Origin of the sequence: Streptomyces sp. NBC_00683, assembly GCF_036226745.1 — a bacterium.
Classification (GTDB): domain Bacteria; phylum Actinomycetota; class Actinomycetes; order Streptomycetales; family Streptomycetaceae; genus Streptomyces.
This window is the reverse complement of record NZ_CP109013.1, coordinates 322,403-344,495: the sequence shown is the minus strand read 5'-3', so window position 1 is coordinate 344,495 and position 22,093 is coordinate 322,403. Positions and strand designations below refer to the sequence as shown.

Annotated in this window: 21 protein-coding genes; 16 read left to right on the top strand and 5 right to left on the bottom strand. The window is 70.1% G+C overall.

Translation table 11 applies throughout. The annotated features are described in order from the left end of the window. Window positions 1-61: 61 nt before the first annotated feature. Entirely contained in the window at window positions 62-859 is a 798-nt protein-coding gene (locus tag OG257_RS01700) for a helix-turn-helix transcriptional regulator (RefSeq protein ID WP_329204225.1), read from the top strand. A 2-nt stretch (window positions 860-861) separates the two neighbouring features. Here the strand turns inward: OG257_RS01700 and OG257_RS01695 are convergent, their stop codons facing one another. Further along, window positions 862-2,133, bottom strand: a complete 1,272-nt coding sequence (locus OG257_RS01695) for an alpha-L-fucosidase (RefSeq protein ID WP_329204224.1) — start codon at window positions 2,131-2,133, stop codon at window positions 862-864. 339 nt (window positions 2,134-2,472) lie between these two features. On the opposite strand from OG257_RS01695, the gene OG257_RS01690 reads away from it, so the two are divergent. Genes OG257_RS01690 through OG257_RS01670 form a run of 5 tightly spaced genes read left to right on the top strand, consistent with a single transcriptional unit; the run spans window position 2,473 to window position 6,836 of the window. Then, window positions 2,473-3,324: a fumarylacetoacetate hydrolase family protein gene (locus tag OG257_RS01690; protein WP_329204223.1), complete on the top strand. Its 852-nt coding sequence runs from the start codon at window positions 2,473-2,475 to the stop codon at window positions 3,322-3,324. A gap of 11 nt (window positions 3,325-3,335) precedes the next feature. After that, window positions 3,336-4,721 carry an L-fuconate dehydratase gene (locus OG257_RS01685; protein WP_329204222.1) on the top strand — a complete coding sequence of 462 codons (1,386 nt, stop codon included), beginning with the start codon at window positions 3,336-3,338 and terminating at the stop codon, window positions 4,719-4,721. Further along, window positions 4,718-5,473 carry an SDR family NAD(P)-dependent oxidoreductase gene (locus tag OG257_RS01680; RefSeq protein WP_329204221.1) on the top strand — a complete coding sequence of 252 codons (756 nt, stop codon included), beginning with the start codon at window positions 4,718-4,720 and terminating at the stop codon, window positions 5,471-5,473. The genes OG257_RS01685 and OG257_RS01680 overlap by 4 nt, the downstream gene beginning before the upstream one ends. 14 nt (window positions 5,474-5,487) lie before the next feature. Beyond that, window positions 5,488-6,528 (top strand): aldo/keto reductase, encoded by a 1,041-nt coding sequence (locus tag OG257_RS01675; protein ID WP_329204220.1) that lies wholly within the window; start codon window positions 5,488-5,490, stop codon window positions 6,526-6,528. Beyond that, on the top strand, window positions 6,525-6,836 hold the full coding sequence (locus OG257_RS01670) for an L-rhamnose mutarotase (protein WP_329204219.1): 312 nt from the start codon (window positions 6,525-6,527) through the stop codon (window positions 6,834-6,836). Before OG257_RS01675 ends, OG257_RS01670 begins: the two co-directional genes overlap by 4 nt. Window positions 6,837-6,857: 21 nt before the next feature. Here OG257_RS01670 and OG257_RS01665 read toward each other — a convergent pair whose 3' ends face one another. Continuing rightward, the gene (locus OG257_RS01665) at window positions 6,858-8,051 is read right to left on the bottom strand and encodes a L,D-transpeptidase family protein (RefSeq protein ID WP_329204218.1); all 1,194 of its coding nucleotides are present in this window, start codon (window positions 8,049-8,051) and stop codon (window positions 6,858-6,860) included. 190 nt (window positions 8,052-8,241) lie between these two features. On the opposite strand from OG257_RS01665, the gene OG257_RS01660 reads away from it, so the two are divergent. The 7 genes from OG257_RS01660 to OG257_RS01630 all read left to right on the top strand — a co-directional run bounded on the left by OG257_RS01660 (window position 8,242) and on the right by OG257_RS01630 (window position 16,343). Continuing rightward, window positions 8,242-9,414: a lipid II:glycine glycyltransferase FemX gene (locus tag OG257_RS01660; protein WP_329204217.1), complete on the top strand. Its 1,173-nt coding sequence runs from the start codon at window positions 8,242-8,244 to the stop codon at window positions 9,412-9,414. Further along, window positions 9,411-11,072 (top strand): murein biosynthesis integral membrane protein MurJ, encoded by a 1,662-nt coding sequence (gene murJ / locus OG257_RS01655; RefSeq protein WP_329204216.1) that lies wholly within the window; start codon window positions 9,411-9,413, stop codon window positions 11,070-11,072. Before OG257_RS01660 ends, murJ begins: the two co-directional genes overlap by 4 nt. Window positions 11,073-11,151: 79 nt before the next feature. Continuing rightward, window positions 11,152-11,835: a response regulator transcription factor gene (locus OG257_RS01650; RefSeq protein WP_329204215.1), complete on the top strand. Its 684-nt coding sequence runs from the start codon at window positions 11,152-11,154 to the stop codon at window positions 11,833-11,835. Next, on the top strand, window positions 11,832-13,403 hold the full coding sequence (locus OG257_RS01645; protein ID WP_329204214.1) for a sensor histidine kinase: 1,572 nt from the start codon (window positions 11,832-11,834) through the stop codon (window positions 13,401-13,403). The genes OG257_RS01650 and OG257_RS01645 overlap by 4 nt, the downstream gene beginning before the upstream one ends. Further along, a complete protein-coding gene (locus OG257_RS01640; RefSeq protein ID WP_329204213.1) occupies window positions 13,400-13,981 on the top strand; it encodes a hypothetical protein in 582 nt (193 codons plus the stop codon). The genes OG257_RS01645 and OG257_RS01640 overlap by 4 nt, the downstream gene beginning before the upstream one ends. A 187-nt stretch (window positions 13,982-14,168) precedes the next feature. Next, on the top strand, window positions 14,169-14,702 hold the full coding sequence (locus OG257_RS01635; protein ID WP_329204212.1) for a GNAT family N-acetyltransferase: 534 nt from the start codon (window positions 14,169-14,171) through the stop codon (window positions 14,700-14,702). Between the two features lie 435 nt (window positions 14,703-15,137). Further along, window positions 15,138-16,343 (top strand): esterase/lipase family protein, encoded by a 1,206-nt coding sequence (locus OG257_RS01630; RefSeq protein ID WP_329204211.1) that lies wholly within the window; start codon window positions 15,138-15,140, stop codon window positions 16,341-16,343. A gap of 208 nt (window positions 16,344-16,551) precedes the next feature. Here OG257_RS01630 and OG257_RS01625 read toward each other — a convergent pair whose 3' ends face one another. Then, the gene (locus OG257_RS01625; protein WP_329204210.1) at window positions 16,552-16,947 is read right to left on the bottom strand and encodes a hypothetical protein; all 396 of its coding nucleotides are present in this window, start codon (window positions 16,945-16,947) and stop codon (window positions 16,552-16,554) included. 437 nt (window positions 16,948-17,384) lie between these two features. Here OG257_RS01625 and OG257_RS01620 point away from each other — a divergent pair, with 437 nt between their 5' ends. Further along, window positions 17,385-18,056 carry an HAD family hydrolase gene (locus tag OG257_RS01620; RefSeq protein ID WP_329204209.1) on the top strand — a complete coding sequence of 224 codons (672 nt, stop codon included), beginning with the start codon at window positions 17,385-17,387 and terminating at the stop codon, window positions 18,054-18,056. A gap of 85 nt (window positions 18,057-18,141) precedes the next feature. On the opposite strand, the gene nadE is transcribed toward OG257_RS01620, so the two are convergent. Then, window positions 18,142-18,972, bottom strand: coding sequence for an ammonia-dependent NAD(+) synthetase (gene nadE, locus OG257_RS01615; RefSeq protein WP_329204208.1), 831 nt, complete (start codon window positions 18,970-18,972; stop codon window positions 18,142-18,144). A 273-nt stretch (window positions 18,973-19,245) separates the two neighbouring features. Between nadE and OG257_RS01610 the strand changes: the two genes are divergently transcribed. Further along, window positions 19,246-19,806, top strand: coding sequence for a hypothetical protein (locus tag OG257_RS01610; protein WP_329204207.1), 561 nt, complete (start codon window positions 19,246-19,248; stop codon window positions 19,804-19,806). A 110-nt stretch (window positions 19,807-19,916) separates the two neighbouring features. Here the strand turns inward: OG257_RS01610 and OG257_RS01605 are convergent, their stop codons facing one another. After that, window positions 19,917-20,900: a hypothetical protein gene (locus OG257_RS01605; RefSeq protein ID WP_329204206.1), complete on the bottom strand. Its 984-nt coding sequence runs from the start codon at window positions 20,898-20,900 to the stop codon at window positions 19,917-19,919. Window positions 20,901-21,124: 224 nt separating this feature from the next. Between OG257_RS01605 and OG257_RS01600 the strand changes: the two genes are divergently transcribed. Then, complete coding sequence (locus tag OG257_RS01600) at window positions 21,125-22,006, top strand: alpha/beta fold hydrolase (protein WP_329204205.1); 882 nt, start codon at window positions 21,125-21,127, stop codon at window positions 22,004-22,006. Window positions 22,007-22,093: the final 87 nt, after the last annotated feature.

Sequence of the window (22,093 nt, the reverse complement as noted above, 5' to 3'; positions counted from 1 at the left end):
CGGACCGATGCCGGCGAGTCGTCGGCGCTCACCGTGTCTCCGTCACTGGTAGATTTTCATGGTGAGTACGACCGAGCCGAACGCCTCCCACGTCCAGTTCTGCCTGGACCTGCCGCCCCGGGTGGCGAACCTTGGCGTCGGAGTGCACGGGACCACCGGCCTGCGGGACGTCTTCCGGCTTCCGGACCTCTGGCAGCTGCACCTGTACCGGTACGCCGCCGAACTGACCGTCGACGGTGTGGTTCATGCCATCCGGCCCGGCCGGGTGAGCCTCGTGCCGCCCGGGGCGGTCGTGGAGTTCCGTTACGGCGGGCGGTCGGAGCACCTCTACGTGCACTTCGAACTCCCGCATTCCGGCAATCCGTTGACCGTTCCGGTCATGCAGGACGCCGGCGCCGAGACGCCGATCCTCACCGACCTGCTGCAACAGGCCGTCGCGGCGGCCCCGCGCAACCCCGCCCGGGCCGCGGCCGAGGTGTGGGCCGCGCTGTGGCGGGTCGCCGGCCTTGCGGCGCCGGCGGGCGGGGTGGAGGAGCGGGGGCACGCCGCGGCAGCCGCGGCCGTGGCGCACATCGAGTCCCACCTGGCGGGACCGCTGACCGTGCCCGAGGTGGCCGCGGCCGCCGGGATCTCGCACAACCACCTCATCCGGCTGTTCCGGGCCGAGACCGGCGGCACGGTGGTGGCGTACATCCGCCGGCGCAGGATGGAGCGGGCCAGGCACCTGCTCCGGGAGTCGACGCTGTCGATCCCCGCCGTGGCGGCCCTGGTCGGTATCGGCGATCTGCAGGCCTTCAACAAGGCATGCCGGCGCGAACTGGGCGCGTCCCCGCGCGCGATCCGCGCCGCCAGCGGCTGACCTCAGTCGCGGCCCGCGCCCCGGTAGAGGTCCAGTTCACCGTCGAGTTCCACGGCCAGAACGGTCGCGTACGCGTCGACATCGGCGCTCACCGGGGCGTCGATCCAGGTGACGCCGGGCACTTCGCCGAGACCGCCGATGACCTGGTGGGGCAGCTCGGTGCCCGTGCCGACCACGCTCACGCGCTTGACCGGCGTCCGCAGGCCGCGCAGCCCGATGGTTTCGCGCGGGGTGTCGAAGCAGACCAGATACAGGGTGCGGCGGTCGGCGGACAGTGTGCTCGGACCGTAGTGGTGACCGGCGGGCAGGCCGGCCACGGTTCCGTACACGGCACCGCGGTGCTTGTCGATCCAGCCACCGAGGCCCTCGAGGCGCTCGACCTGGGCGGCAGGGATGGTGCCGTCCTCCTGCGGGCCCACGTCGAGCAGCAGATTGCCGCCCATGCCGATGGTCTCCGCGAAGTAGCGCACCAGCTTGCCGACCGACTTCTGGTTGTCGTCCTGGTGCTGGTAGCCCCAGGAGTCGTTGACCGTCAGGCACAGCTCCCACGGCCCGTCGGGGGCCCGCAGCGGAACACCCTGCTCGGGTGTGGCGTAGTCGCCGTAGCTCAGCATGCGCGCGTTGAGGACGGTGTCGGGGTTGCCCGCGAGGATCTCCTCGGAGAGCTCCCGCATCTTCCACTGGTCCTCGCTGCGCTCCCACTCGCCGTCGAACCACAGCAGGTCGGGGCGGTAGCGCGAGACGAGCTCGCCGACCTGGGCGTTGCGGTACGAGAGGAAGCGCGCCCAGGCCTCGGGGTCCTCGACACCGTCCTTCGGCGTCACATAGCGGTTGGTGCCCACGTCGTCGTTCGGCGGGTCGGGGTGCACCACGCTCGCGTAGTCGGGGTGGTTCCAGTCCGAGTGGGAGTAGTACAGGCCCACCTTGAGGCCCTGCTCCCGCAGTGCCTCGGCGTAACCGGCGATCAGGTCACGGGCGGCCGGGGTGTGCTTCACGACGTTCAGATCACCCTGCCCGGTGTCCCACAGAGCCACCCCGTCATGGTGCCGGGCGGTGAGCACCGCGTACTTCGCGCCGGCCTTCGCGAACACCTCGGCCCACGCCTTCGGGTCGTAGTTCGAGGCGGTGAAGCCGTCGAGCTGCTTCATGTACTGCTCGTGGGGGACCTTGCCCGAGTAGAAGGACCAGGACTCGGGAACGCCGTCGACGGCGTAGATCCCGTAGTGGATGAAGATGCCCAACTTGGCATCGGAGAACCAGGGCTGCATCGGCATGTGCTCACGCTAGGCAGGGAGCCGGCTTCCGCGCGTGGGGCGTAGTCACCACTGGTGGTCGGTTTTCACCCTACGAGGTCTGATATCCCGGCAGTGGCCGTGGGGGAGGCAGGGAGACGTCCGATGGCTGTCGAGCACTGGCGCTTCCGCTCAACCGGCGAGCGGAGTAAGTGGGTTGGTGAGGCCCTGCGGTGCGGACCTGGAGCTGTGATCGGGTCATTCCCGGGATCCTGGCGGTCACCTGGCCCGTTTTGGGGCTTGACTGAGAAGAAAGATCCGATGAATATTCATCTCGTTCGCTGTGGCCCCGCAACCTGCCTAGATCGCAAGGACAAACACGTGAAACTGCTGCGTCTCGGTGCTCCCGGTGAAGAGCGCCCGGCCGTCCGCACCGGCGACGGTCGGGTGCTCGACCTGTCCTCCGTCACCCCGGACATCGACGGTGCCTTCTTTGCCTCGAACGGAATCGACCGTGCCCGCGCGGCACTCGCGTCCGGCGAGCTGCCCGCACTGGACGCCGAGGGGGTACGCATCGGAGCCCCTGTCGCCCGGCCGGGCAAGGTCGTCTGCGTCGGCCTCAACTACCGCGACCACGCGGCCGAGACGGGCGCTCAGATTCCCGCACGGCCCGTCGTCTTCATGAAGGACCCCGGCACCGTCATCGGCCCGTACGACGAGGTACTCATACCGCGCGGCTCGTCGAGGACCGACTGGGAGGTCGAGCTCGGCGTCGTCATCGGCACGCGGGCCCGCTACCTGGAGAGCCCGCAGCAGGCACTCGGTCACATCGCCGGGTACGCCGTCAGTCACGACGTCTCCGAGCGCGAGTTCCAGCTCGACTACTCCCCGCAGTGGGACCTCGGGAAGTCCTGCGAGACCTTCAACCCGCTCGGCCCCTGGCTCGTCACCGCCGACGAGATCGACGACCCGCAGGACCTCGCCCTGCGGCTGACCGTCAACGGCGTGAAGCGCCAGCGAGGCAGCACCCGCGACATGATCTTCCAGGTCGCTTTCCTCGTCGCGTACCTGAGCAACTACATGGTGCTCGAGCCGGGCGACGTCATCAACACCGGCACCCCCGCGGGCGTCGCCCTCGGCCTGCCCGGCAACCCGTACCTGCGCCCCGGCGACACCGTCGAGCTCGACATCGACGGCCTCGGCAGCCAGCGCCAGACCTTCGCACAAGCCTGAGAGGCCCGAACGTGACCTCAACTGCCCCGAGAATCATCGCAGTCGACACGTACGACATCCGCTTCCCCACCTCCCGGGAACTGGACGGCTCGGACGCCATGAACCCGGACCCCGACTACTCCGCCGCCTATGTGGTGCTCCGCACCGATGCGGGCGACGGCCAGGAGGGCCACGGCTTCAGCTTCACCATCGGGCGCGGCAACGATGTCCAGGTCGCCGCGATCGACGCGCTGCGCCCGCACATCGTCGGCCGGTCGGCCGACGCACTGTGCGCCGATCCGGGATCCCTGAACCGCGACCTGATCGGGGACAGTCAGTTGCGCTGGCTCGGCCCCGAGAAGGGCGTGATGCACATGGCCATCGGCGCCGTCGTCAACGCGGTGTGGGACCTGGCGGCCAAGCGCGCGAGCAAGCCGCTGTGGAGGTTCCTGGCGGACGCCGAGCCCGAATGGCTCGTCTCCCAGGTCGACTTCCGCTACATCGTCGACGCGCTGACCCCCGAGGACGCGCTGACGCTGCTGCGCCGGGGCCGCGAGGGAGCCGCCGGCCGCGAGAGCGATCTGCTCGAACGCGGATACCCCGGCTACACCACCTCGCCCGGCTGGCTCGGCTACTCCGACGAGAAGCTCACACGGCTCGCGCAGCAGGCCGTCGCCGACGGCTTCACCCAGATCAAACTGAAGGTCGGCGCGGATCTGGCGGACGACGTCCGCCGCTGCCGTGCGGCCCGCGCCGCCGTCGGCCCCGACATCCGCATCGCCATCGACGCCAACCAGCGCTGGAACGTCGGCGAGGCGATCGAATGGACCAGGGCGCTCACCGAGTTCGACCCGTACTGGATCGAGGAACCCACCAGCCCCGACGACGTGCTCGGCCATGCGTCGGTACGCAAGGGCGTGGCACCCGTCAAGGTCGCCACCGGCGAGCACGTCCAGAACCGCATCATCTTCAAGCAGCTGCTCCAGGCCGACGCCATCGACGTCCTGCAGATCGACGCCGCACGCGTCGGCGGTGTCAACGAGAACCTTGCGATCCTGCTGCTCGCCGCGAAGTTCGGCGTGCCGGTCTGTCCGCACGCGGGCGGCGTGGGCCTGTGCGAACTCGTCCAGCACCTGTCGATGTTCGACTACGTGGCCCTGTCCGGCTCGACCGAGAACCGGGTCATCGAGTTCGTCGACCATCTGCACGAGCACTTCCTCGCCCCCGTGCAGATACGCGAGGGACACTACCGGGCTCCCGACGCCCCGGGCTTCTCGGCCGAGATGCACGCCGCCTCGATCGCTGAGTTCAGCTACCCGGACGGCCGGTTCTGGGCCGCGGACCGAGCGGCCCAGGGTGCTGGGCAGGCCGCATACAACGCCGTATCCAAGACTGTGCACAAGGAGGTCCTGGCATGAGTGAGCTGATCGGGCTCAAGGCCGTCGTCACCGGAGGAGCGTCGGGCATCGGTCTGGCCACCGCCAGGCTGCTCGCCGAGCGCGGCGCCCGCGTGGCCGTGCTCGACCTCGACCCCGGCGCCGTCGACAAGCCGCTGCGCGGCTACCGCGCGGACGTCAGCGACGACGACGCGGTACGCACCGCCGTCGCGGCCGCCGCCGAGGATCTCGGCGGGATCGACATCCTGGTCAACAACGCCGGTATCGGCGCCGCCGGCACCGTCGAGGACAACGACGACGCGCAGTGGCACCGCGTACTGGACGTCAACGTCCTCGGGATCGTCCGCACCACCCGCGCCGCCCTGCCGTATCTGCGGTCATCGGCGGAGGCCGCGATCGTCAACACCTGCTCGATCGCCGCAACCGCCGGCCTGCCGCAACGCGCCCTGTACAGCGCGAGCAAGGGTGCCGTCCTCTCCCTGACCCTCGCCATGGCCGCAGATCACGTACGCGAAGGAATACGGGTCAACTGTGTGAATCCGGGCACCGCCGACACCCCCTGGGTCGGCCGGCTCCTGGACGCCGCGGACGACCCGGTGGCCGAACGGGCGGCGCTCGACGCCCGACAGCCCATGGGCCGCCTGGTGACGGCCGATGAAGTGGCAGCTGCGATCGTGTACCTGGCGAGCCCGGCCGCCGGATCCGTCACCGGAACCTCGCTCGCCGTAGACGGGGGCATGCAGGGCCTGCGCCTCCGACCGGTCCAGAACTGAGAGGCGGCCCGCACATGCGAGGCAGCACGCTCGGCACGAGCGATATCGCCGTCACCGAACTGGCCTTCGGGGCGGCGGCGATCGGCAACCTCTTCTCGGCGGTGGACGACGTCCAGGCGACGGCTGCCGTCGACGCCGCCTGGGACACCGGCATCCGCTACTTCGACACCGCCCCGCACTACGGCCTCGGCCTGTCCGAGCACCGGATCGGCGCGGCACTGAGCATCAGGCCACGTGACGAGTACGTCGTCTCGACCAAGGTGGGCCGCCGCCTGGAGCGGACGGCGGCGGCGGGCGACGACCTCGCCAACGGATTCGCCGTGCCCGCCACCCATCGTCGTATCTGGGACTTCAGCGCCGACGGCGTACGGCGCAGCATCGAGGCGAGCCTGGAGCGACTCGGCCTCGACCGGATCGACGTCGTGTACCTCCACGATCCGGACGACCACGAGGAGCAGGCCTTCAAGGAGGCCTATCCGGCGCTGGAGCGGCTCCGCGCCGAAGGTGTGGTCGGCGCGATCGGTGCGGGCATGAACCAGGCGGAGATGCTGACCCGTTTCGTCCGCGAGACCGACGTCGACGTGGTGCTGTGCGCCGGCCGCTACACCCTCCTGGACCAGGGCGGTCTCGACGAGCTCCTCCCGGAGGCCGACGCGCGCGGCAAGAGTGTCGTCGTCGGCGGAGTCTTCAACTCGGGGCTCCTCGCCGACCCGAAGCCGGGTGCCACCTTCAACTACGCGGCCGCGTCCCCGGAGGTCCTGGACCGCGCGCTGCGCATGAAGGCCGTCGCGGACCGGCACGGCGTTCCCCTGCGCGCCGCCGCCCTGCGGTTCCCCTTCGGGCATCCGGCGGTGGCCGGCATCCTCGTCGGTACCCGATCGGCGCACGAGGTCCACGACGCCGCCGACATGCTGGCGCGCACCGTCCCCGACGCGCTCTGGGCCGAACTGCGGGCCGACGGCCTGCTGCCGGAGCACGTCCCGGTCCCAGAGGCGGAGTGGGAGAACCGGGCAGACGCGGACGCCGAGGCCCGTACGACCGAGGAGCCGTCATGAGGATCGCGCTGCACACCAAGGTCCGCGCCGACCGGATCGACGAGTACGACGCGGCGCACCGCGAAGTCCCCGAGGAACTGACGGCGGCGATCCGCTCCGGCGGCGCCACCTCCTGGACGATCTGGCGCAGCGGCACCGACCTCTTCCACCTCCTGGAGTGCGAGGACTACGCCGCGCTGCTTGCCTCGCTGGAGACGCTGCCGGTCAACATCGCCTGGCAGGCGCGGATGGCCGGACTCCTCGACGTCGTGCACGACTACTCGGCCCAGGGAACTGAGGCCGGCCTGCCCGTCGTGTGGGAGCTGTGAGCGCCGGGGAGATCACCGGCGTCAGCGCAGCGCGCTCTTCGCCTGCCACTCGGCCCACGGCACGTTCCAGTCGCCGAAGCCGTTGCCCGGGGCGACGATGCCCTTGGTGTTCTTGCCGGTGATCTCGAACGGGTCGCCGGGCCGGACCTGGGCGTAGAGCCAGGCGGCGTTCGTGTCGCTCATGCCGATGCAGCCGGAGCTCATGTTCGCGTTGCCGAACCACTTGTCGTTCCACGGCGCCGCGTGCGCGTACATGCCGGACCAGGTCAGCCGCATGGAGCGGTCGACCATCTTGTCGTAGGCGTCGCCGAGGCCGACGGTCTCGGAGTTCATGTTGATCGTGCCCTCCTTGGCCATCAGGACGGCAGTCCCGCGCCAGGAGCGTTTGTCGCCGCCGGGGGTACCGCCGGAGACGGGGATGCTCCGCACCGCCTGCCCGTTCCTTTCCAGGGTGAGCTGCTTGCGGTCGAGGTCGACCTTGACTATCTGGCCCCCACCGACGGTGAAGGCGGTCGAGTAGTCGCGGACGAACCACCCGCCGTCACCTGAGTCCGTGCCGTTCAGCTCGGCGCTCAGCGTGACCTTCGTGCCGGGCTGCCAGTACTCCTTGGGCCGCCAGTCGATCCGGTCACGGCCGGACCAGTCCTCCAGCCAGGACCAGGAGCCCTCGGTGGGATTCGACGTGGTCAGCTTCAACTGCCGCTCGACGGCCGCCTTGTCGGTGACCGGGTTGTCGAAGACCAGCGAGACCGGCTGGGCGATGCCGACGACCGCCTTCGTACCCGGCCGCCAGTCGACCTTGTTGACCTTGTCGGCCTCGGCCGTGGCGAACACGGACGTGATCGTGCTCTTCGTCCCGGCCTTCGTGGTCGTCGTGGCGGTGACCGTGTACGAGGTGCCGGGGGCCGCCTTGCGTATCGAGACCCACGTCGCCCCATCGGCGGCCACCTTGCCGGCGAGTGCGCGCCCCTCGTCGTCCGTGACGGCGACCGAGGTGAGCGTGCCACCCGCCGCGGTCACCCTGACCGTGCCGCCGGCCGGTACACCGTTGCCCTTCGGCGTCACGGTCACCGTCGCGGGGCGGTCTTCCGCGGCGCTGGTGCCGCCGCCCTTGGCGTCCTGCGCAGCGGAGCCGGAGCCTGCTCCGGAGGAGCAGGCAGCGAGCGGGGCCAGCAGTACCGCGACCGCCGCGGTGCGCACACATATACGGCTCAACGGAGTCTCCGTCCATGGTGGTTCGGATGTGGATACCGAGACAGTAGAACCAGGAAAGCCCAGGTGAGCGGCGCTGCGGCCATGTGACGGCCACTGCAGGACAACGGTCATCGTCCGGTCACATTCGCCGCGCGGAGCGGTCACGGACGGCTGTGAGCATCCTGTGCACTCCCACAGAGAGGCTCACACCGTGTCAGCACTGCTCGTGACGGCTGCCCGCGGCCCGGAATCCCCGTTGGGGCTCATCACCGCCGAGAAGTACCGCTCGTTCCTGCGCTCCGGCGCGGGCTCCGACCTCGGCGCAGGATTCCTGCAGTGCCCCTCGTGGGCGCAGGTCAAGGACGGCTGGCGTTCCCAGCTGGTGGGCTGGGGACCGGACCCCGCGGCCGGCCGGCTGACCGGCGTCGCGCTCGTCCTGCTGCGTCAACTCCCCGGAACCCGCAAGTACTTCGCCTACCTGCCGGAAGGACCGGTCGCCGACTGGGCCGACCCGGGCATCGACGGCTGGCTCGACCCGCTGCTGAGACACCTGCGCGCGTCGGGAGTGTTCGCCGTACGGATCGGCCCCTCGCCGGCGTACCGCCGCTGGAACGGAGCACGGCTCAAATCGGGGACCGGGCCCGGCCGCAGGCTCTCCGACGTCCTCGCGAGCGAGGTGGATCCGCTGGGCACGGCCGTCGCGGAACGGCTCCGGGCCCGGGGCTGGAAACGGTGCGGCGGCGAGGACGACGAGGACGCGCAGCCACGCCACGTCTTCCGGATACCGCTCACCGGGCGCACGACGGACGACCTGTGGGCGGGGCTCAACCAGGAGTGGAGGCGCAACGTCCGCCGGGCGCAGAAGTCGGGCGTCGAGGTGGTCGTCGGCAGCGCGGCGGACCTGCCGGAGTTCTACCGGCTGCTGCGCATCACCGAGGAACGCGACGGCTTCCGCCTCGGCCGGTCCCTGGAGTACTACGAGCGTCAGTACGCGGCCCTCAACGCGGAGGAACCGGGCCGCATGCAGCTCTACCTCGCCCGTCACGAGGGTGAGGTACTCGCTGCCCACACCATGATCCGCTTCGGCCGCCGGATCTGGTACCAGACCGGCGCCTCCGCCGACCACCGCCGTGAGGTGCGGCCCTCCAACCTCCTGCAGTGGCGCATGCTGCTGGACGCCCAGGCACTCGGCGCCGACGTCTACGACATGCGCGGGGTACCCTCCACCCTCGACCCCGACGACCGTCCGTACGGGCTGCTGCGCTGGAAGCTCGGCACCGGTGGTGAGGTCGTCGAAACCCTGGGGGAGTGGGAGAGACCGTTGGACGGCACGGCCAATCACGCGCTGTACCGCGCGTTCCAGACCTATCTGGCGCGACGATGAGTACCACCGCGACAGCCGGGCCGACGGCGAAGCAGCCTTCCGCGTTGCGCAGCGGCGCGATCATGGCGGCCGGGTCGGTCGTCTCACGCGCCACCGGATTCCTGCGGTCCGCGGTCGTCGCCGCGGCACTCGGCCTCGGGATCGTCGCCGACGGGTACGCGGTGGGCAACTCGGTCCCCACCATCGTCTACATCCTGCTGCTCGGGGGCGCCCTCAACGCCGTTTTCCTGCCGGAGCTGGTCAGGGCGGCGAAGGAGCACGCGGACGGGGGCGCGGCCTACACCGACCGGCTGCTCACCCTGTGCGTGCTGGCCCTGCTCCTCCTCACAGGCACGGCGGTGTGGGCGGCGCCGGCGATCGTCGGGTTCTACTCCGACTACCCGCCGGACCAGCACACGATGACGGTTTCGCTGGCCCGGTACTGCCTGCCGCAGATCTTCTTCCTCGGCCTGTTCACCCTGCTCGGGCAAGTACTCAACGCGCGTGGCCGCTTCGGAGCCATGATGTGGACACCGGTCCTCAACAACGTCGTGGTCATCGCCGTGTTCGGCCTGTACCTGGCGACCGGTGCGGGCGGAGACCTGACACCGGGGGAGCGTGCCCTTCTCGGCTGGGGCACCACGGCCGGCATCGTCGTCCAGGCGCTCGCCCTGCTGCCGTCGCTGCGGGCCACCGGGTTCCGGTTCCGGCCCCGGTTCGACTGGCGCGGCAGCGGCCTGACCCGGCCACTGCGTTCCGCGGGCTGGCTCGTGCTGTTGGTGCTCAGCAACCAGGCCGCCTACTGGGTCACCACCCGGCTCGCCACGTCCGCCGGTGCCCGCGCCGCCGCCGAGCACATCGAGGGCGCGGGGTTCAGCGCGTACAACAACGCGTACACGCTGTGGATGGTCCCGCACGGCATCGTCACGGTCTCCCTGGTGACGGCGCTGATGCCGCGGATGAGCCGGTCGGCTGCCGACGGCGACACGGCAGCGGTCCGGCGGGACGCCGGATACGCGCTGCGCACGAGCGGAGCCCTGATAGTGCCCGCCGCGTGCGCACTGCTCGCCCTGGCACACCCCGCGACGGCGCTGGTCTTCCAGTACGGCAGAACAGGACCGGAGGACATCGCCGTTCTCGCCGGGATCCTGATGGCCTTCGCCCCCGGACTGATCGCCTTCTCCGGCCAGTACGTGCTGTCCCGCTCCTTCTACGCCCTGTCCGACACGCGCACCCCGTTCCTGCTGAACCTGATGATCGCGGGCCTCAACGCGGGGCTGTCGTGGGCGTCGTACCAACTCCTGCCGGCGCGCTGGGCGGTCACCGGTATGGCAGGCGGCTACTCGCTGGCGCTGTTCGCCGGCTGGGCCCTGACCGCACTGGTGCTGCACCGCCGCCTGACGCCCGGCAAGGTCCCCGGCGCGGCACCGCCCCGGCCACGGCTGTGGCGCTCCGCCACCGTCGCCGCCCAGGCCGGGATGCTCGTCGCGGCAGTGCCGGCCACCCTCCTCGGCCTCGGCGCCACCCGGCTGACGGCCCCCGCAGGGCCCGCCGTCGCCGCCGGAGCCGGCGCGCTCACCGTCGCCGCGGTCTTCGTGCTTCTCGCCCGCCCTCTACGCCTCGCCGAGGTCGACTCCCTCGTCACCGGCGCGGCCGCCCGGCTCCGCCTCCGGCGCTGAGACCCGCGGAACCGTGAAGCGCTCCGAGCGCGTGAACCCTCCTGACCCATTCACCACGACCCCCAGGGACGCCCCGCACATGCCCCGCGTGCTCCTGATCGAAGACGACCCCTCCGTACGCGAGGGTGTCGAGCTGGGACTGCGCCGCCGCGGCCACGAGGTCCGCACGGCCGCCACCGGCGAGGCCGGACTGGCCGCACTCCGCGAGTTCCGGCCCGACCTGCTCCTGCTGGACCTGATGCTGCCCGGCATGAACGGTGTGCAGGTCTGCCGCCTCGTGCGGGAGGACAGCCAGCTGCCCATCATCATGCTCACCGCCCGCGGCGACGACTTCGACGTCGTCATCGGCCTCGAGGCCGGCGCCGACGACTACATCGTCAAACCGGCCCGCACCGAAGTGATCGAGGCCCGCATCCGCGCCGTGCTGCGCAGGATGGAGGCCCCGGACAGCGGCCGTCCCGCCGTCGAGTTCCACGGAGACCTCGCCGTCGACCGCGCAGGTCTCACCGTCGCCAAGTCCGGTGAACGCATCGCCCTGGCGCCCTCCGAGATGAAACTGCTTCTCCATCTGACGGCCGCCCCGGAGCAGGTGTTCAGCCGGCAGCAACTCCTTGAGCACGTCTGGGAGCACAGCTACCACGGCGACGCCCGCCTCGTCGACGCCTGCGTCCGCAGGCTGCGCAACAAGATCGAGGACACCCCCGGCAGCCCGCGCTACATACAGACCCTGCGGGGCTTCGGCTACCGCTTCGGACCCCTGTGAACACCCGCCGCAAGAGTCGCCTGCGCCGGATCGCCACCTTCGGGTTGCGCACACGCCTCGTCCTCGCGTTCCTGCTCGTGGCCGCCGTCAGCGCGGGGACGACCGCGGCACTCACCTACCGCGAGGCGCGCAGCGCCGTCCTCGTCAGCGCCCAGGACACCGCGGTCGTGTCCTTCCGCGAACAGGTGGAGACGCTCGCACCCTCACTTCCCGTCGATCCGGTGATGCTGCGTGAGCTGCTGTTCGTCCTCGCGAGCAAGGCGAAGCCGCACCCGTGGATCGTCTTCGCCGAGTACGGCTCGCTGCGGGTCTCTTCGAGCACCAGACCCACCTCCTCCGTCATCACCTCCGAGCTGCGCCGCACCACCCTGACGACCTCGCACGGCAGCTTCGAGAGGGTCGTGAAGGACGGTGTCCCGTACCTCACGATCGGAGTGCCGGTCCTGACGAGGACCGGCGGGGGCGGCACCGTGCCGACGGGGCTGGTCATGTTCGCCGTGATGCAGATGAGCGAGGAGCAGGCCAATGTCGACGCCCTGGTCACCGCCGCGCGCGACGGCGCTCTGCCCGGCCTCGCCATCGCCCTGGTGCCCGCGCTGATCGCCGCGCGCAGTGTGCTGCGCCCGGTTCGCGAGCTGCGCAGAGCGGCCCGTTCCATGGGCAGTGGCCGGCTCGACGCGCGGATCAAGGTCTCGGGGAGCGACGAACTGGCGGATCTGGCCCGTACGTTCAACGAGTCGGCGGGGCAGCTCGAGAAGTCGGTCGACGAACTGCAACAGGCGGAGGCCCGAGCCCGCCGGTTCGCCTCCGACGTCTCGCACGAACTGCGCACCCCGCTCGCCGGGATGCTCGCCGTCACCGAGGTGCTGGACGAGGACGCGGACGGCCTCGACCCGGACACGGCCCAGGCCGTCCGGCTGATCAGCGCGGAGACCGGCAAACTGGCTGTCCTGGTGGAGGACCTGATGGAGATCTCCCGCTTCGACGCACGCGCGGCCGAGCTGAACACCGACGAGGTCGACGCCGCGGAGACCATCGGCAGGACGCTCCTGCACCGGCGCTGGGACGACCGCGTACGCACCGAACTGCCGGACGGGATCCGGGCCCGTCTCGATCCGCGCCGGTTCGACGTCGTCGTCGCCAATCTCGTGGGCAACGCCCTGCGGCACGGCTCGGAGCCCGTAACGGTCCGCCTGAGCACGCGGACGGCCGCCGACGGGGCGGGAACCCTGGTCCTCGAGGTCGCCGACAGCGGGCCCGGCATACGGCCGGAGGTACTGCCCCACATCTTCGACCGCTTCTACAAGGCCGACGCGGCCCGCACCCGGTCGGCGGGCAGCGGTCTCGGCCTGGCGATCACCCAGGAGAACGTCCGGCTGCACGGCGGCACGGTCCGTGCCGGGAACGGTCCGGACGGCGGCGCCGTCTTCACGGTCGAGATCCCCCTCGACGGGTCCACCGGCCACGAACGGGACAACGGCATGGACGGATCCCGCAGCGACGAGGCAGGGCAACGGGCCTGGGCAGGGGATCCGTCGACCGACGACACGGAGAGGGCAGTGGGATGAGGGCGCTCCTGCGCACGGCGGCATTGCTCGCGGCCTGGCTCCCGCTCGCAGCCTGCGGCATCCAGGAGACGGACGTCATCGCTGCCGGGGGCGCCGCGACCATCGACGTGCTCCCCGCCCGTCAGGTCCGGATGCTTCTGTTCTTCTCCCACGACTCCGTGCTGATGCCCGTCCCCCGGACAGTCGGCGAGAGCGAATTCACCGGGGACGAGATGGGCCAGGACAGCAGTGGGGAGGCCGCGCGGCCTCCCACGGAGAAGACCATGACCGCGCTGCTGGCCGGCCCGAACGAGGCGGAGAAGCTGGCGGGCATGGTCAACGAGGCATCGCTGCCCGCCCCAGGCACCCAGGCGACGACAGAGGTGACCGACGACGGGGTGGACGTCACCCTGGAGGCCCCGCTCGACGGGCTCACCCGGCCCGCCGAGCTGCAGCTCGTCTGCACGGTGGCGTTCGCGGAGAGCACCGATGGCACTGTGACGGTGACGCTGCGGGGCACGGACGGCACACGTACTCCCATGCGGTGCGACCCCCAGTCCGCACTCGCACCGACCGCCTCCGGAGCGACCTCGCGTTGAAGCAGCCGGGAGCAGGGGTGGTCGGGGAGCGGGGGGTGGTCGGGCACACCGAGCACTCTGCCGGCGGGCCTTGCCGAAGCGGCCGGGCCGACGGCGTCGTATTCTTGGGCCGATCATGGAGCGTGGCATTCGTAAGGCTCCCGCGCAACCGGTCGACCACCGCAGCCGACAAGACAGTGGAACACCCATGAGCTCCACGCTGATTCGCTTGATCGAGCCCTCCGACGGCCCCGTACTCGCCGACCTGCACACTCGGGACAAACAGGCGTATGCGCGCTGGCTGCCCGCGAGGCCCGCGGAGTTCTACACACCCGACGGGCAGGCCGCGGCCATCGAATCCCTCCTGGCCGCCCATGGCGACGGACTCGCGTGGCCCGGCGTCGTGGTCTCCGACGAGACCGTCATCGGGCAGGTCAGCATCAGCTCGATCCTGCGCGGCCCGTTCCAGAAGGGGTTCCTCGGCTACTGGGTCTCCACTCTCCACCAGGGCCTCGGACACACGAGCCGTGCCGTCGGGCTCGCGCTGCGGATCGCCGAGGACGAGCTGAACCTGCACCGGCTGGAAGCACACACCCAACTGGAGAACCTCGCGTCCCAGGCGATCCTGCGCAAGCACGGATTCCGTTCCTGGGGCATCGCCCACGACCACTTCTACGCCGAGGGCGCATGGCGCGACGAAGTGTTCTGGGAAAGAAAACTGACCGGCACGCCCGCCCCCTAGCCGGACCGTAGTCGCCGTCCGCGGTGGTGTCGGCAGGGGCCGCGGCGCGGCGCAACGCGGCGGTCGCGGCTCCGAAGGCCTGGTCCACCACCAGGTGTTCGCCGCAAGACAGGTTGAGGGTCTCCTGCGGTGTGCCCACCGCGCCCTTGTCGGTCCAAGGACGCGGTGCCAGGGTCGGTGCGAACTTGCGCTCCGTGAACGGTGCTTCCGGCGTCGCCGGCCGCCATGGGTACCGGCGCTCGGCGGAGTCGGCGACCTGCCGCTGGAGTTCGAACAAAGAGCAGCATTGCGGGTAGTGCAGTTGTTTTTCGCCTAAGTATCGTTTTACGGCCAAATGCTCCCCGAATGCGGATTCCCCTCTTTCACTTCCACTACTTTTAGTGACCTGCCGATCACTATTGGTATCCGTCGGCAGCTTGGCAACAGGAGGCATGCATGTCAGCATCCGTCGTGAACGTCTGGGGCGATCTCGACCCGCGCAACCGGGCGTACCCCGAGGCGCCGGAGCCCGATGAGACCTGGGAGCTCCGTGACGGTGGCACCGCGTGGGTCTACCGCGTTCCGGGCCGGTCGGCGATCGAGCGTCCGGTGATCCTCTCCGACGGCTTCTCCAGCCTGCCGAGCTCGAAGAACGAGCTCTACTTCGGCCTGGAGGGCGACGGTTCGCCGGACTACAAATTCATCTCCGCCCTGCACGAGAGCGGCCACGACCTCGTGCTGATCGGCTACGAGGACCGTACGAGGTCGATCATCGACAACGCTTCGGTGTTGACCGAGGCCATCTTCACCGCCATCTCCCGGCAGGAGGGCAGCGCGCCGCTGACGGTCGGCGGGTTCAGTATGGGCGGGCTGATCGCCCGGTACGCGCTGGCCAATCTCGAACGCCAGAAGATGGACCACCGGACGGCGCTCTACGTCTCGTTCGACACCCCGCACCGAGGGGCGTGGCTGCCGGTCGGCATCCAGAAGCTGATCCCGTTCCTGCTGGGCGACTCGCGGATGCTGGGCCTGGTGAGCAGCCCGGCCGCGAAGCAGATGCTGCGCTGGCACACCAGCACCGTGCAGGGCGAGCCCGATGTGCACCAGGACCGCAAGGACTTCCTGAGTCAGCTGGACAGGCTCGGCGGCTGGCCGAGGATCCCCCGGCTCATCGGCGTCGCCAACGGCGACGGCCAGGGCACGGGCAACGGCATCAAGCCCGGCGAGGTCGCCCTGTCCGCCGAAGGAGACCTCAGCGGCACGGAGCTCTACACCCAGCCGTCCGGCAGGGGTGCGCTGGTCGCGGATCTGGCCAAGACCGGCACGGACCCGATCCGCATCCACACCGACACCATTCCCGAGCTGGACGGCGCCCCCGGCGGCACGCTCAACAACTTCGACCTCGTGGCCCAGCTGCTCAGCGCACTCGGCGCACCCAGCACCGCGCACTACCCGTCGACGTGCTTCGTCCCCTCCGGCAGCGCGGTCGACATCGCCGACTTCGACCTGTCGACACCGGAGGCGAACCCGTTTGCCGACCTCGGCAAGCTTCCCGCGGAGCAGAGCGGCCTGGACGACTTCCTGTTCGCGCGCAAGAGCGGGGCGCACACGTCGATGACGCCCGAACTGGGGGCGTGGATCGTGGGGCAACTCCCCTCCTGACCGGGCTCGGCACGGTCGGCGTCGGCAGCAAGAAGAAGGTGCCGCATACGTGGCGGACACCGGACCGATCAGCTGCCCTGGCCGTGCCGCACCAGTGAAACGGCTCCGGTCGGGACAGGCTCCCCGCCGGGGCCCTTCGCCGTGCAGGCAGGGGGCATTGAGGAAATCACGAACAGCCCCGGGTCGGCGACCGGAGGGATGGACAGTGTCAGCCGGGCGTTATGCCGTAGTGCTCGCGCGCCTCGCCCACGTTCGGCACTGCGGGGAACCCGACGTCGCCTGCGCTGACGGTGATCGACCCGTCCTCGGTCACATATTCCTGCGGGGTCCCCCAACGGTCCTCGAGGTCGGGCGATGCGGCGTAGGCCCGAAGGGCCGCGTCCACCACCGCGATGGCTTCGTCCTCAGTGGCTGCCTCGATCGCCACGTCAGCACGCTGCCAGCCGCCGCCGAAACTGTTGCTGCAGTCCCACTCCGCGGAGGCAACGCCGGGGACGGACATCGTCACCTCGGTGAGGGCCTCTTCGCACTTGGCGGCACCGGACGAACACGCCGAGACGGGGAGCACCAGCGCCGCTGCCGTGATGGCCGGCAACAACCGCATTCGCCCACGTCGTATCACTCTGTCAGTCCTTTCTGCAGCGTCCATGATGCCAATCGCCTCGTGTCGTGATGTGGCCCGGACGACGACACGGTATGTCGTGGGTGAGCGTGACGGAGGGGTGCGGATACCTGGGGAGGAGTGGGTACGCCTACTCAACTGCATTGCGTGGGTAAGGTTGGGTAAGGCCGAGTGCTGAGCGCGGTGTTGGCCGCCAAAGGAGACTTCGCCGAGGTCGAGCGCGCACTCCCGTGCCGACAGCCAGATCGGCTTCGGAGAGCAAGGAGCACCGGGCCGGCCGGCCGGTGACTGCGGCGCAAGGAATACATGGTGCTGCGACACCTCTGGTGTCAGGGACAGGCGCCGCGAGATGATCACCCAATGGCGGATGTGGTCTTCTTCGATCTGGACGGCACCCTCGTCGACCACCGAAGGGCGGTGTGGAAGCGATTGGCCAGATCGTCCAGGACGCACCGAACGCCACGGCTTCACCGGACGACCTGGCGACGTTGTGGTGGACGCTCGAGGGCCGCCACATGGGGGAGTACCTGGCCGGTCAGTGCTCCTTCTCCGAGCACCACCGACGCAGGATCCGTTCCTTCCTGCCGGCGCTGGGCGAGCCGGTTCCGGAAAGTCCCGGCCTTCTGGACGCCTGGATCGCCCAGCGCTACCTCCCGGTGTTCGAGAACTCCTGGCGGAGCTATCCCGATGTTCAGCCCTGCCTGGAGAACCTGAAACGGCTTCCCCGGGGACCGCGACTCGCCGTTCTCACCAACGGGGACCCGGAGCAGCAGCGTGCCAAGATCGCCCGCTTCGGCCTCCTGGACTACTTCGAAGCCGTCCTGACCCCGACCCAGCTCGGTGTGGCCAAGCCCGTCGCCTACGCGGCCGCCTGCCGGTGGATGCGGACAGACCCCGCGCAGGCGGTCAACGTGGGCGACATGTTGGAAAGCGACGTGAACGCGGCCGCCCTCGCCGGGCTCACCGGCATCTGGCTGGACCGCGGCGTCGACTTCATCACCGGTGGACCGTCGCCGGTGGCGGACGAGGCGGTGCTCCGCATCGAACGGCTCACCGACCTCCCCGGCCGCCTGTCACGCACGAGCGCCTGACGGGACTCCCCACCCGGATGTGAGCCGCCCGACGGGTCGGCCAGGTCCGGGACCGGTGGAGCTGTCCAGGATGAGCGCAGCCTTGTCAGGGGGCTACAGGCAGCTGGCGCTTGTGCTCGGTGAGACGGTAGCGCTTGGTGATCGTTGCGAAGGCCCGCTCGTCCACCGGCTTGCCCTCCAGGAAGTCGTCGATGTCGTCGTAGGTGACCCCGAGCGCGTCCTCGTCGGCCTTGCCCGGGTCGAGGGTCTCCAGGTCAGCCGTCGGGAGCTTCCACACCAGCTCGGCGGGCGCGCCCAGGGTGTCCGCGACGGCGCGCACCCGGCGCTTGGTCAGGCCGGTCAGCGGGACCAGGTCGGCGGCGCCGTCGCCGAACTTGGTGAAGAAGCCGGAGACGGCCTCGGCGGCGTGGTCGGTGCCCACGACCAGCCCGTCATGCGCACCGGCCACCGCGTACTGGGCGATCATGCGCTGCCGGGCCTTGATGTTGCCGTGCACGAAGTCCTGGTGGTGGGCGTCGCGGAAGCTCACGCCGGCGGCCAGCGAGGCCTCGATCGCGGCGTCGCTCGCGGGCTTGATGTCCACGGTCAGCACCTGGTCGGGGCGGATGAAGGACAGCGCGAGCTGCGCGTCGTGCTCGTCGGCCTGGGTCCCGTAGGGCAGCCGCATCGCGTAGAAACGCGCCTCGTGCCCGGCGGCGCGGGCCCGCTCGACGGCGAGCTGGCACAGACGACCGGTGGTCGTGGAGTCGACGCCGCCACTGATGCCGAGGACCAGGGAGCGCAGACCGGTCGACGTCAGCCGCTCGGCGAGGAAGGCTACCCGGCGTTCGATCTCCCGCTCGGCCTCGAAGGTCTCCGCGACCTGTAGTTCCTGGGCGATCTTCTGCTGCAGGGCGATGGACGCCGGCTCGCTCACGTCTGCTCCTTGTTCCGGTTCACGATGGTGCTGTCGCGGCACCCTAGCTTCAATCGCCGACCCACGTGTCCACCGGCCCGCACACTCATCGGTCTCCAGCCCGCGAGGCATGCGCCCGGCGACGAGACCGTCCGCGCCCTCCACAGGCCGGTGGGCGAAGCCCCGCCCCGACGTGATTCCGGTGCGGTCCCTGTGGGCGTCCAGCTCTGGAACCGTTCCCCCCGATCCTGCGTGACTTCCTGACGTGTTGTCGGCTGGCGTGGAGAGGACCGCATGAGAGCGCGGACGATGGTGAGCGTGCTGGTATCGACCTGTGTGGCGCTGGTGGCGTGCGCGTGCGGTCCGGACGAGGCGAAGGAGGACACGGGCGCGAAGCCTCCGCAGCCGTCCGCGTCCACGCGGTCCGACGAACCGTCGCCCACGCCCTCCGTGTCCGCTCGGACCGAGAAGCCGTCGGCCGGGCCGACCGGCGACCAGCCCGCGCCCAGGACGCAGGAGGGCGCGATCCAGCGGTACGAGCAGTACCTCCACGCCCTGGGCCGTGAGGACATCGACACGGTCTGCGATGTGGCCGGACCCGCTGCGAAGAAGGCACAGGACCAGGGCCTCGGTCCGTGTACGTCGACGTACGCCGCGGTGTTCCAGATGATCTCGCCCGCGCAGAAGGAGGCACTGAAAACCGCGACGGTCGACCCGCAGCGCATCGTCGTGCGCACGCCCGCCAAGATCGAAATGCCGGTCGAAGCCGTCAGGTCCTCCGCCTCCTTCTCCGAGAACGACCTCGGCAGCTACACCCTGGAGTACCTCAAGAACGATTGGTACATCACCGACTGAACCCGACGCATCGGACGCGGAGTCGTCTGACGGACGGCCCCGTGCGCACACCGTCCGGCGGCCGTCCGGCTGCGCCCGACGATGAAGTCAGTCCGCCGTGCCCCGGCACGTCAGGAAGCGGTGCGGGGCGACCGCAGACGGTCGTGGAGGGTCGCGAAGGCCGTAAATGTGAGGGGAAGGGTCGCGGCCGCCGTGACCAGGATCCCGACGATGACGGGGGCGAGAATGCCGGCGTAATACGCGGCGAAGAAGTTTCCCGTGGCCTGTTCGAGCAGGGATCGGACGAGGGGGCGCAGGGGCAGGGCGAGCTGCACCACCAGCCGGAGCACCCCGGCGGTCAGCGCGGCCAGAGGCAGCGCAAGGGCGAGGACGCGGACCCCTCCCGCGCGCGTCCACGTCAGCGACCAGGACCGGCGCAGGGCCGCGCGGGGGCCGAGACCATCGGCCGCGGCGGCCGGGGCGAGTGCGAGCGCGAGGCGCAGCAGCACAGCGGCGACCATGGCAACCGCGGGGGAGGCCTCGACGAGTGTGTGGGGCCACGACCCGCGTTCCAGGGGCTCCGGAGTATCGAGCTGGGTGCCGGTGAGACTGTTCGCCACGACTCCGACGAGCAGCGGAAAGGGCCATACGATCAAGCCGCGCAGCGTGTACACGGCAAGCACCGGTCGCAGCCGCGCGGGGGCCGCGGCACGTGACCGGTCTCCTCCTGAGAGGGCTTGAGCCCCCGATGCGACCGCCCGGGAGCAGACGGTCTGCAGGGCCGCGCTACCGATGCCGAGGAGGAGCAGGAAGAGCGGGAGCGTACAGAGGGCGACGAGTACCAGGCCGGTGCTGTCGTGCAGGTAAGGGTCCTCGACGTGGTGGTACCAGATACGTTGGTTCCGCATACGGGTGAAGACGGGCCAGGCGAGCGCGAATATCGCGGCCGTCATCAGGAGTCCGGCCAGTCCACAGAGGCCTGCGACGCGTAGCGCCGCACCTGCCAGAGTTCCCCGGTGCCGCCGCAGGACGCCGAACGTCGTGGCGGTGAGGCCGAGTCGCCGGTTCGTGCTCGTCCTCGTCGGTGGCATGGTGCGGTCGCGCTGTGCGGGCAAGGGGCGAGCCTTCTGTCCGTTCCGGGTCCGTTCCCGGCAAGGACGCCGGGCGGACTGGGCACGGTTCCCCGGACGTCCCCCGGCCTTGGCAGCACTGCTGGAAGTGCACGAGGACACCGCGGGTCTCGAAAAGACATGGCGGGCTGCATCCGCCGCTGTCGAACGGGCCCGTCATCGCCGATACCCGGGTGCGCGCAGACGGACGATGCTGGGACACTCCCAGCATGCCGATGATTGAAGCCGCGCCCGGAGTGTCGATCCAGTACGAGACCTTCGGTGATCCAGCGGATCCGGCTGTCCTGCTGGTGATGGGTTTCAGCGCCCAGATGATCGCCTGGCACGAGGAATTCTGCCGTGCACTCGCAGAGCGTGGACGCTACGTGATCCGGTACGACAACCGTGACTGCGGGCTGTCCACCAAGTTCGACGAGCACCCCGTCGACACGGGTCGGCTCATCAGCACGGTGAGCTCGGGAGATATCGCGTCCGCCCTGGCGATGGTGCCCTACACACTGACGGACATGGCCGACGACGGTCTCGGCCTGCTCACCGCGCTCGGAGTCGAACGAGCTCACGTGGTCGGATCCTCGATGGGCGGCATGATCGCCCAGACGATGGCCGTCAACCAACCGGCGCGCGTGCTGACCCTGACGTCGATGATGTCCTCGACCGGCGAGCCCGACTACGGCCGGTCCAGTGCCGAGGCCCAAGCAGTGCTCTCCAGCCCGAAGCCACCCGATCGCGAGGGGTACGTCGCAGCGGCGGAAAAAGAACTGACGTGGGCTTCCAAGCGTTACGGCAACCCCGCACCTTTTCGCGAACTGGCTGCCGATAGCTACGACCGCGCCTACTACCCAGCCGGAGCCGGGCGGCAACTCGGAGCGATGATTCTCGCCGGCTCACGCGCCGACGCACTCCGCAAGCTTCGAGTGCCGACCCTGGTGATCCATGGCCTGGACGACACGCTGATCGACCCCAGCGGCGGAAGGCGCACGGCCGACCTGATCCCCGGAGCGGAACTCCTGCTGCTCCCCGACATGGGGCACGACCGTCCGCGCGAGCTCTGGCCGGAGATCATCGACGCCTTGGACGCGCACACCCGCTGAGCTCTCCTTCTCCCCGTACGTCCCGGAGCCGGGGACACCTCGGATTGCAGTCCTGCCTGCACACCGAGCGGTCGGTCCACCGCCGGG

Excerpts from the sequence above, each read along its gene's own strand:
- OG257_RS01695 (WP_329204224.1), bottom strand. The coding sequence starts at position 2,133 with ATGCCGATGCAGCCCTGGTTCTCCGATGCCAAGTTGGGCATCTTCATC.
- OG257_RS01680 (WP_329204221.1), top strand. The coding sequence starts at position 4,718 with ATGAGTGAGCTGATCGGGCTCAAGGCCGTCGTCACCGGAGGAGCGTCG.
- OG257_RS01675 (WP_329204220.1), top strand. The coding sequence starts at position 5,488 with ATGCGAGGCAGCACGCTCGGCACGAGCGATATCGCCGTCACCGAACTG.
- OG257_RS01670 (WP_329204219.1), top strand. The coding sequence starts at position 6,525 with ATGAGGATCGCGCTGCACACCAAGGTCCGCGCCGACCGGATCGACGAG.
- murJ (WP_329204216.1), top strand. The coding sequence starts at position 9,411 with ATGAGTACCACCGCGACAGCCGGGCCGACGGCGAAGCAGCCTTCCGCG.
- OG257_RS01650 (WP_329204215.1), top strand. The coding sequence starts at position 11,152 with ATGCCCCGCGTGCTCCTGATCGAAGACGACCCCTCCGTACGCGAGGGT.
- OG257_RS01640 (WP_329204213.1), top strand. The coding sequence starts at position 13,400 with ATGAGGGCGCTCCTGCGCACGGCGGCATTGCTCGCGGCCTGGCTCCCG.
- OG257_RS01635 (WP_329204212.1), top strand. The coding sequence starts at position 14,169 with ATGAGCTCCACGCTGATTCGCTTGATCGAGCCCTCCGACGGCCCCGTA.
- OG257_RS01630 (WP_329204211.1), top strand. The coding sequence starts at position 15,138 with ATGTCAGCATCCGTCGTGAACGTCTGGGGCGATCTCGACCCGCGCAAC.
- OG257_RS01625 (WP_329204210.1), bottom strand. The coding sequence starts at position 16,947 with ATGCGGTTGTTGCCGGCCATCACGGCAGCGGCGCTGGTGCTCCCCGTC.
- OG257_RS01610 (WP_329204207.1), top strand. The coding sequence starts at position 19,246 with ATGAGAGCGCGGACGATGGTGAGCGTGCTGGTATCGACCTGTGTGGCG.
- OG257_RS01600 (WP_329204205.1), top strand. The coding sequence starts at position 21,125 with ATGCCGATGATTGAAGCCGCGCCCGGAGTGTCGATCCAGTACGAGACC.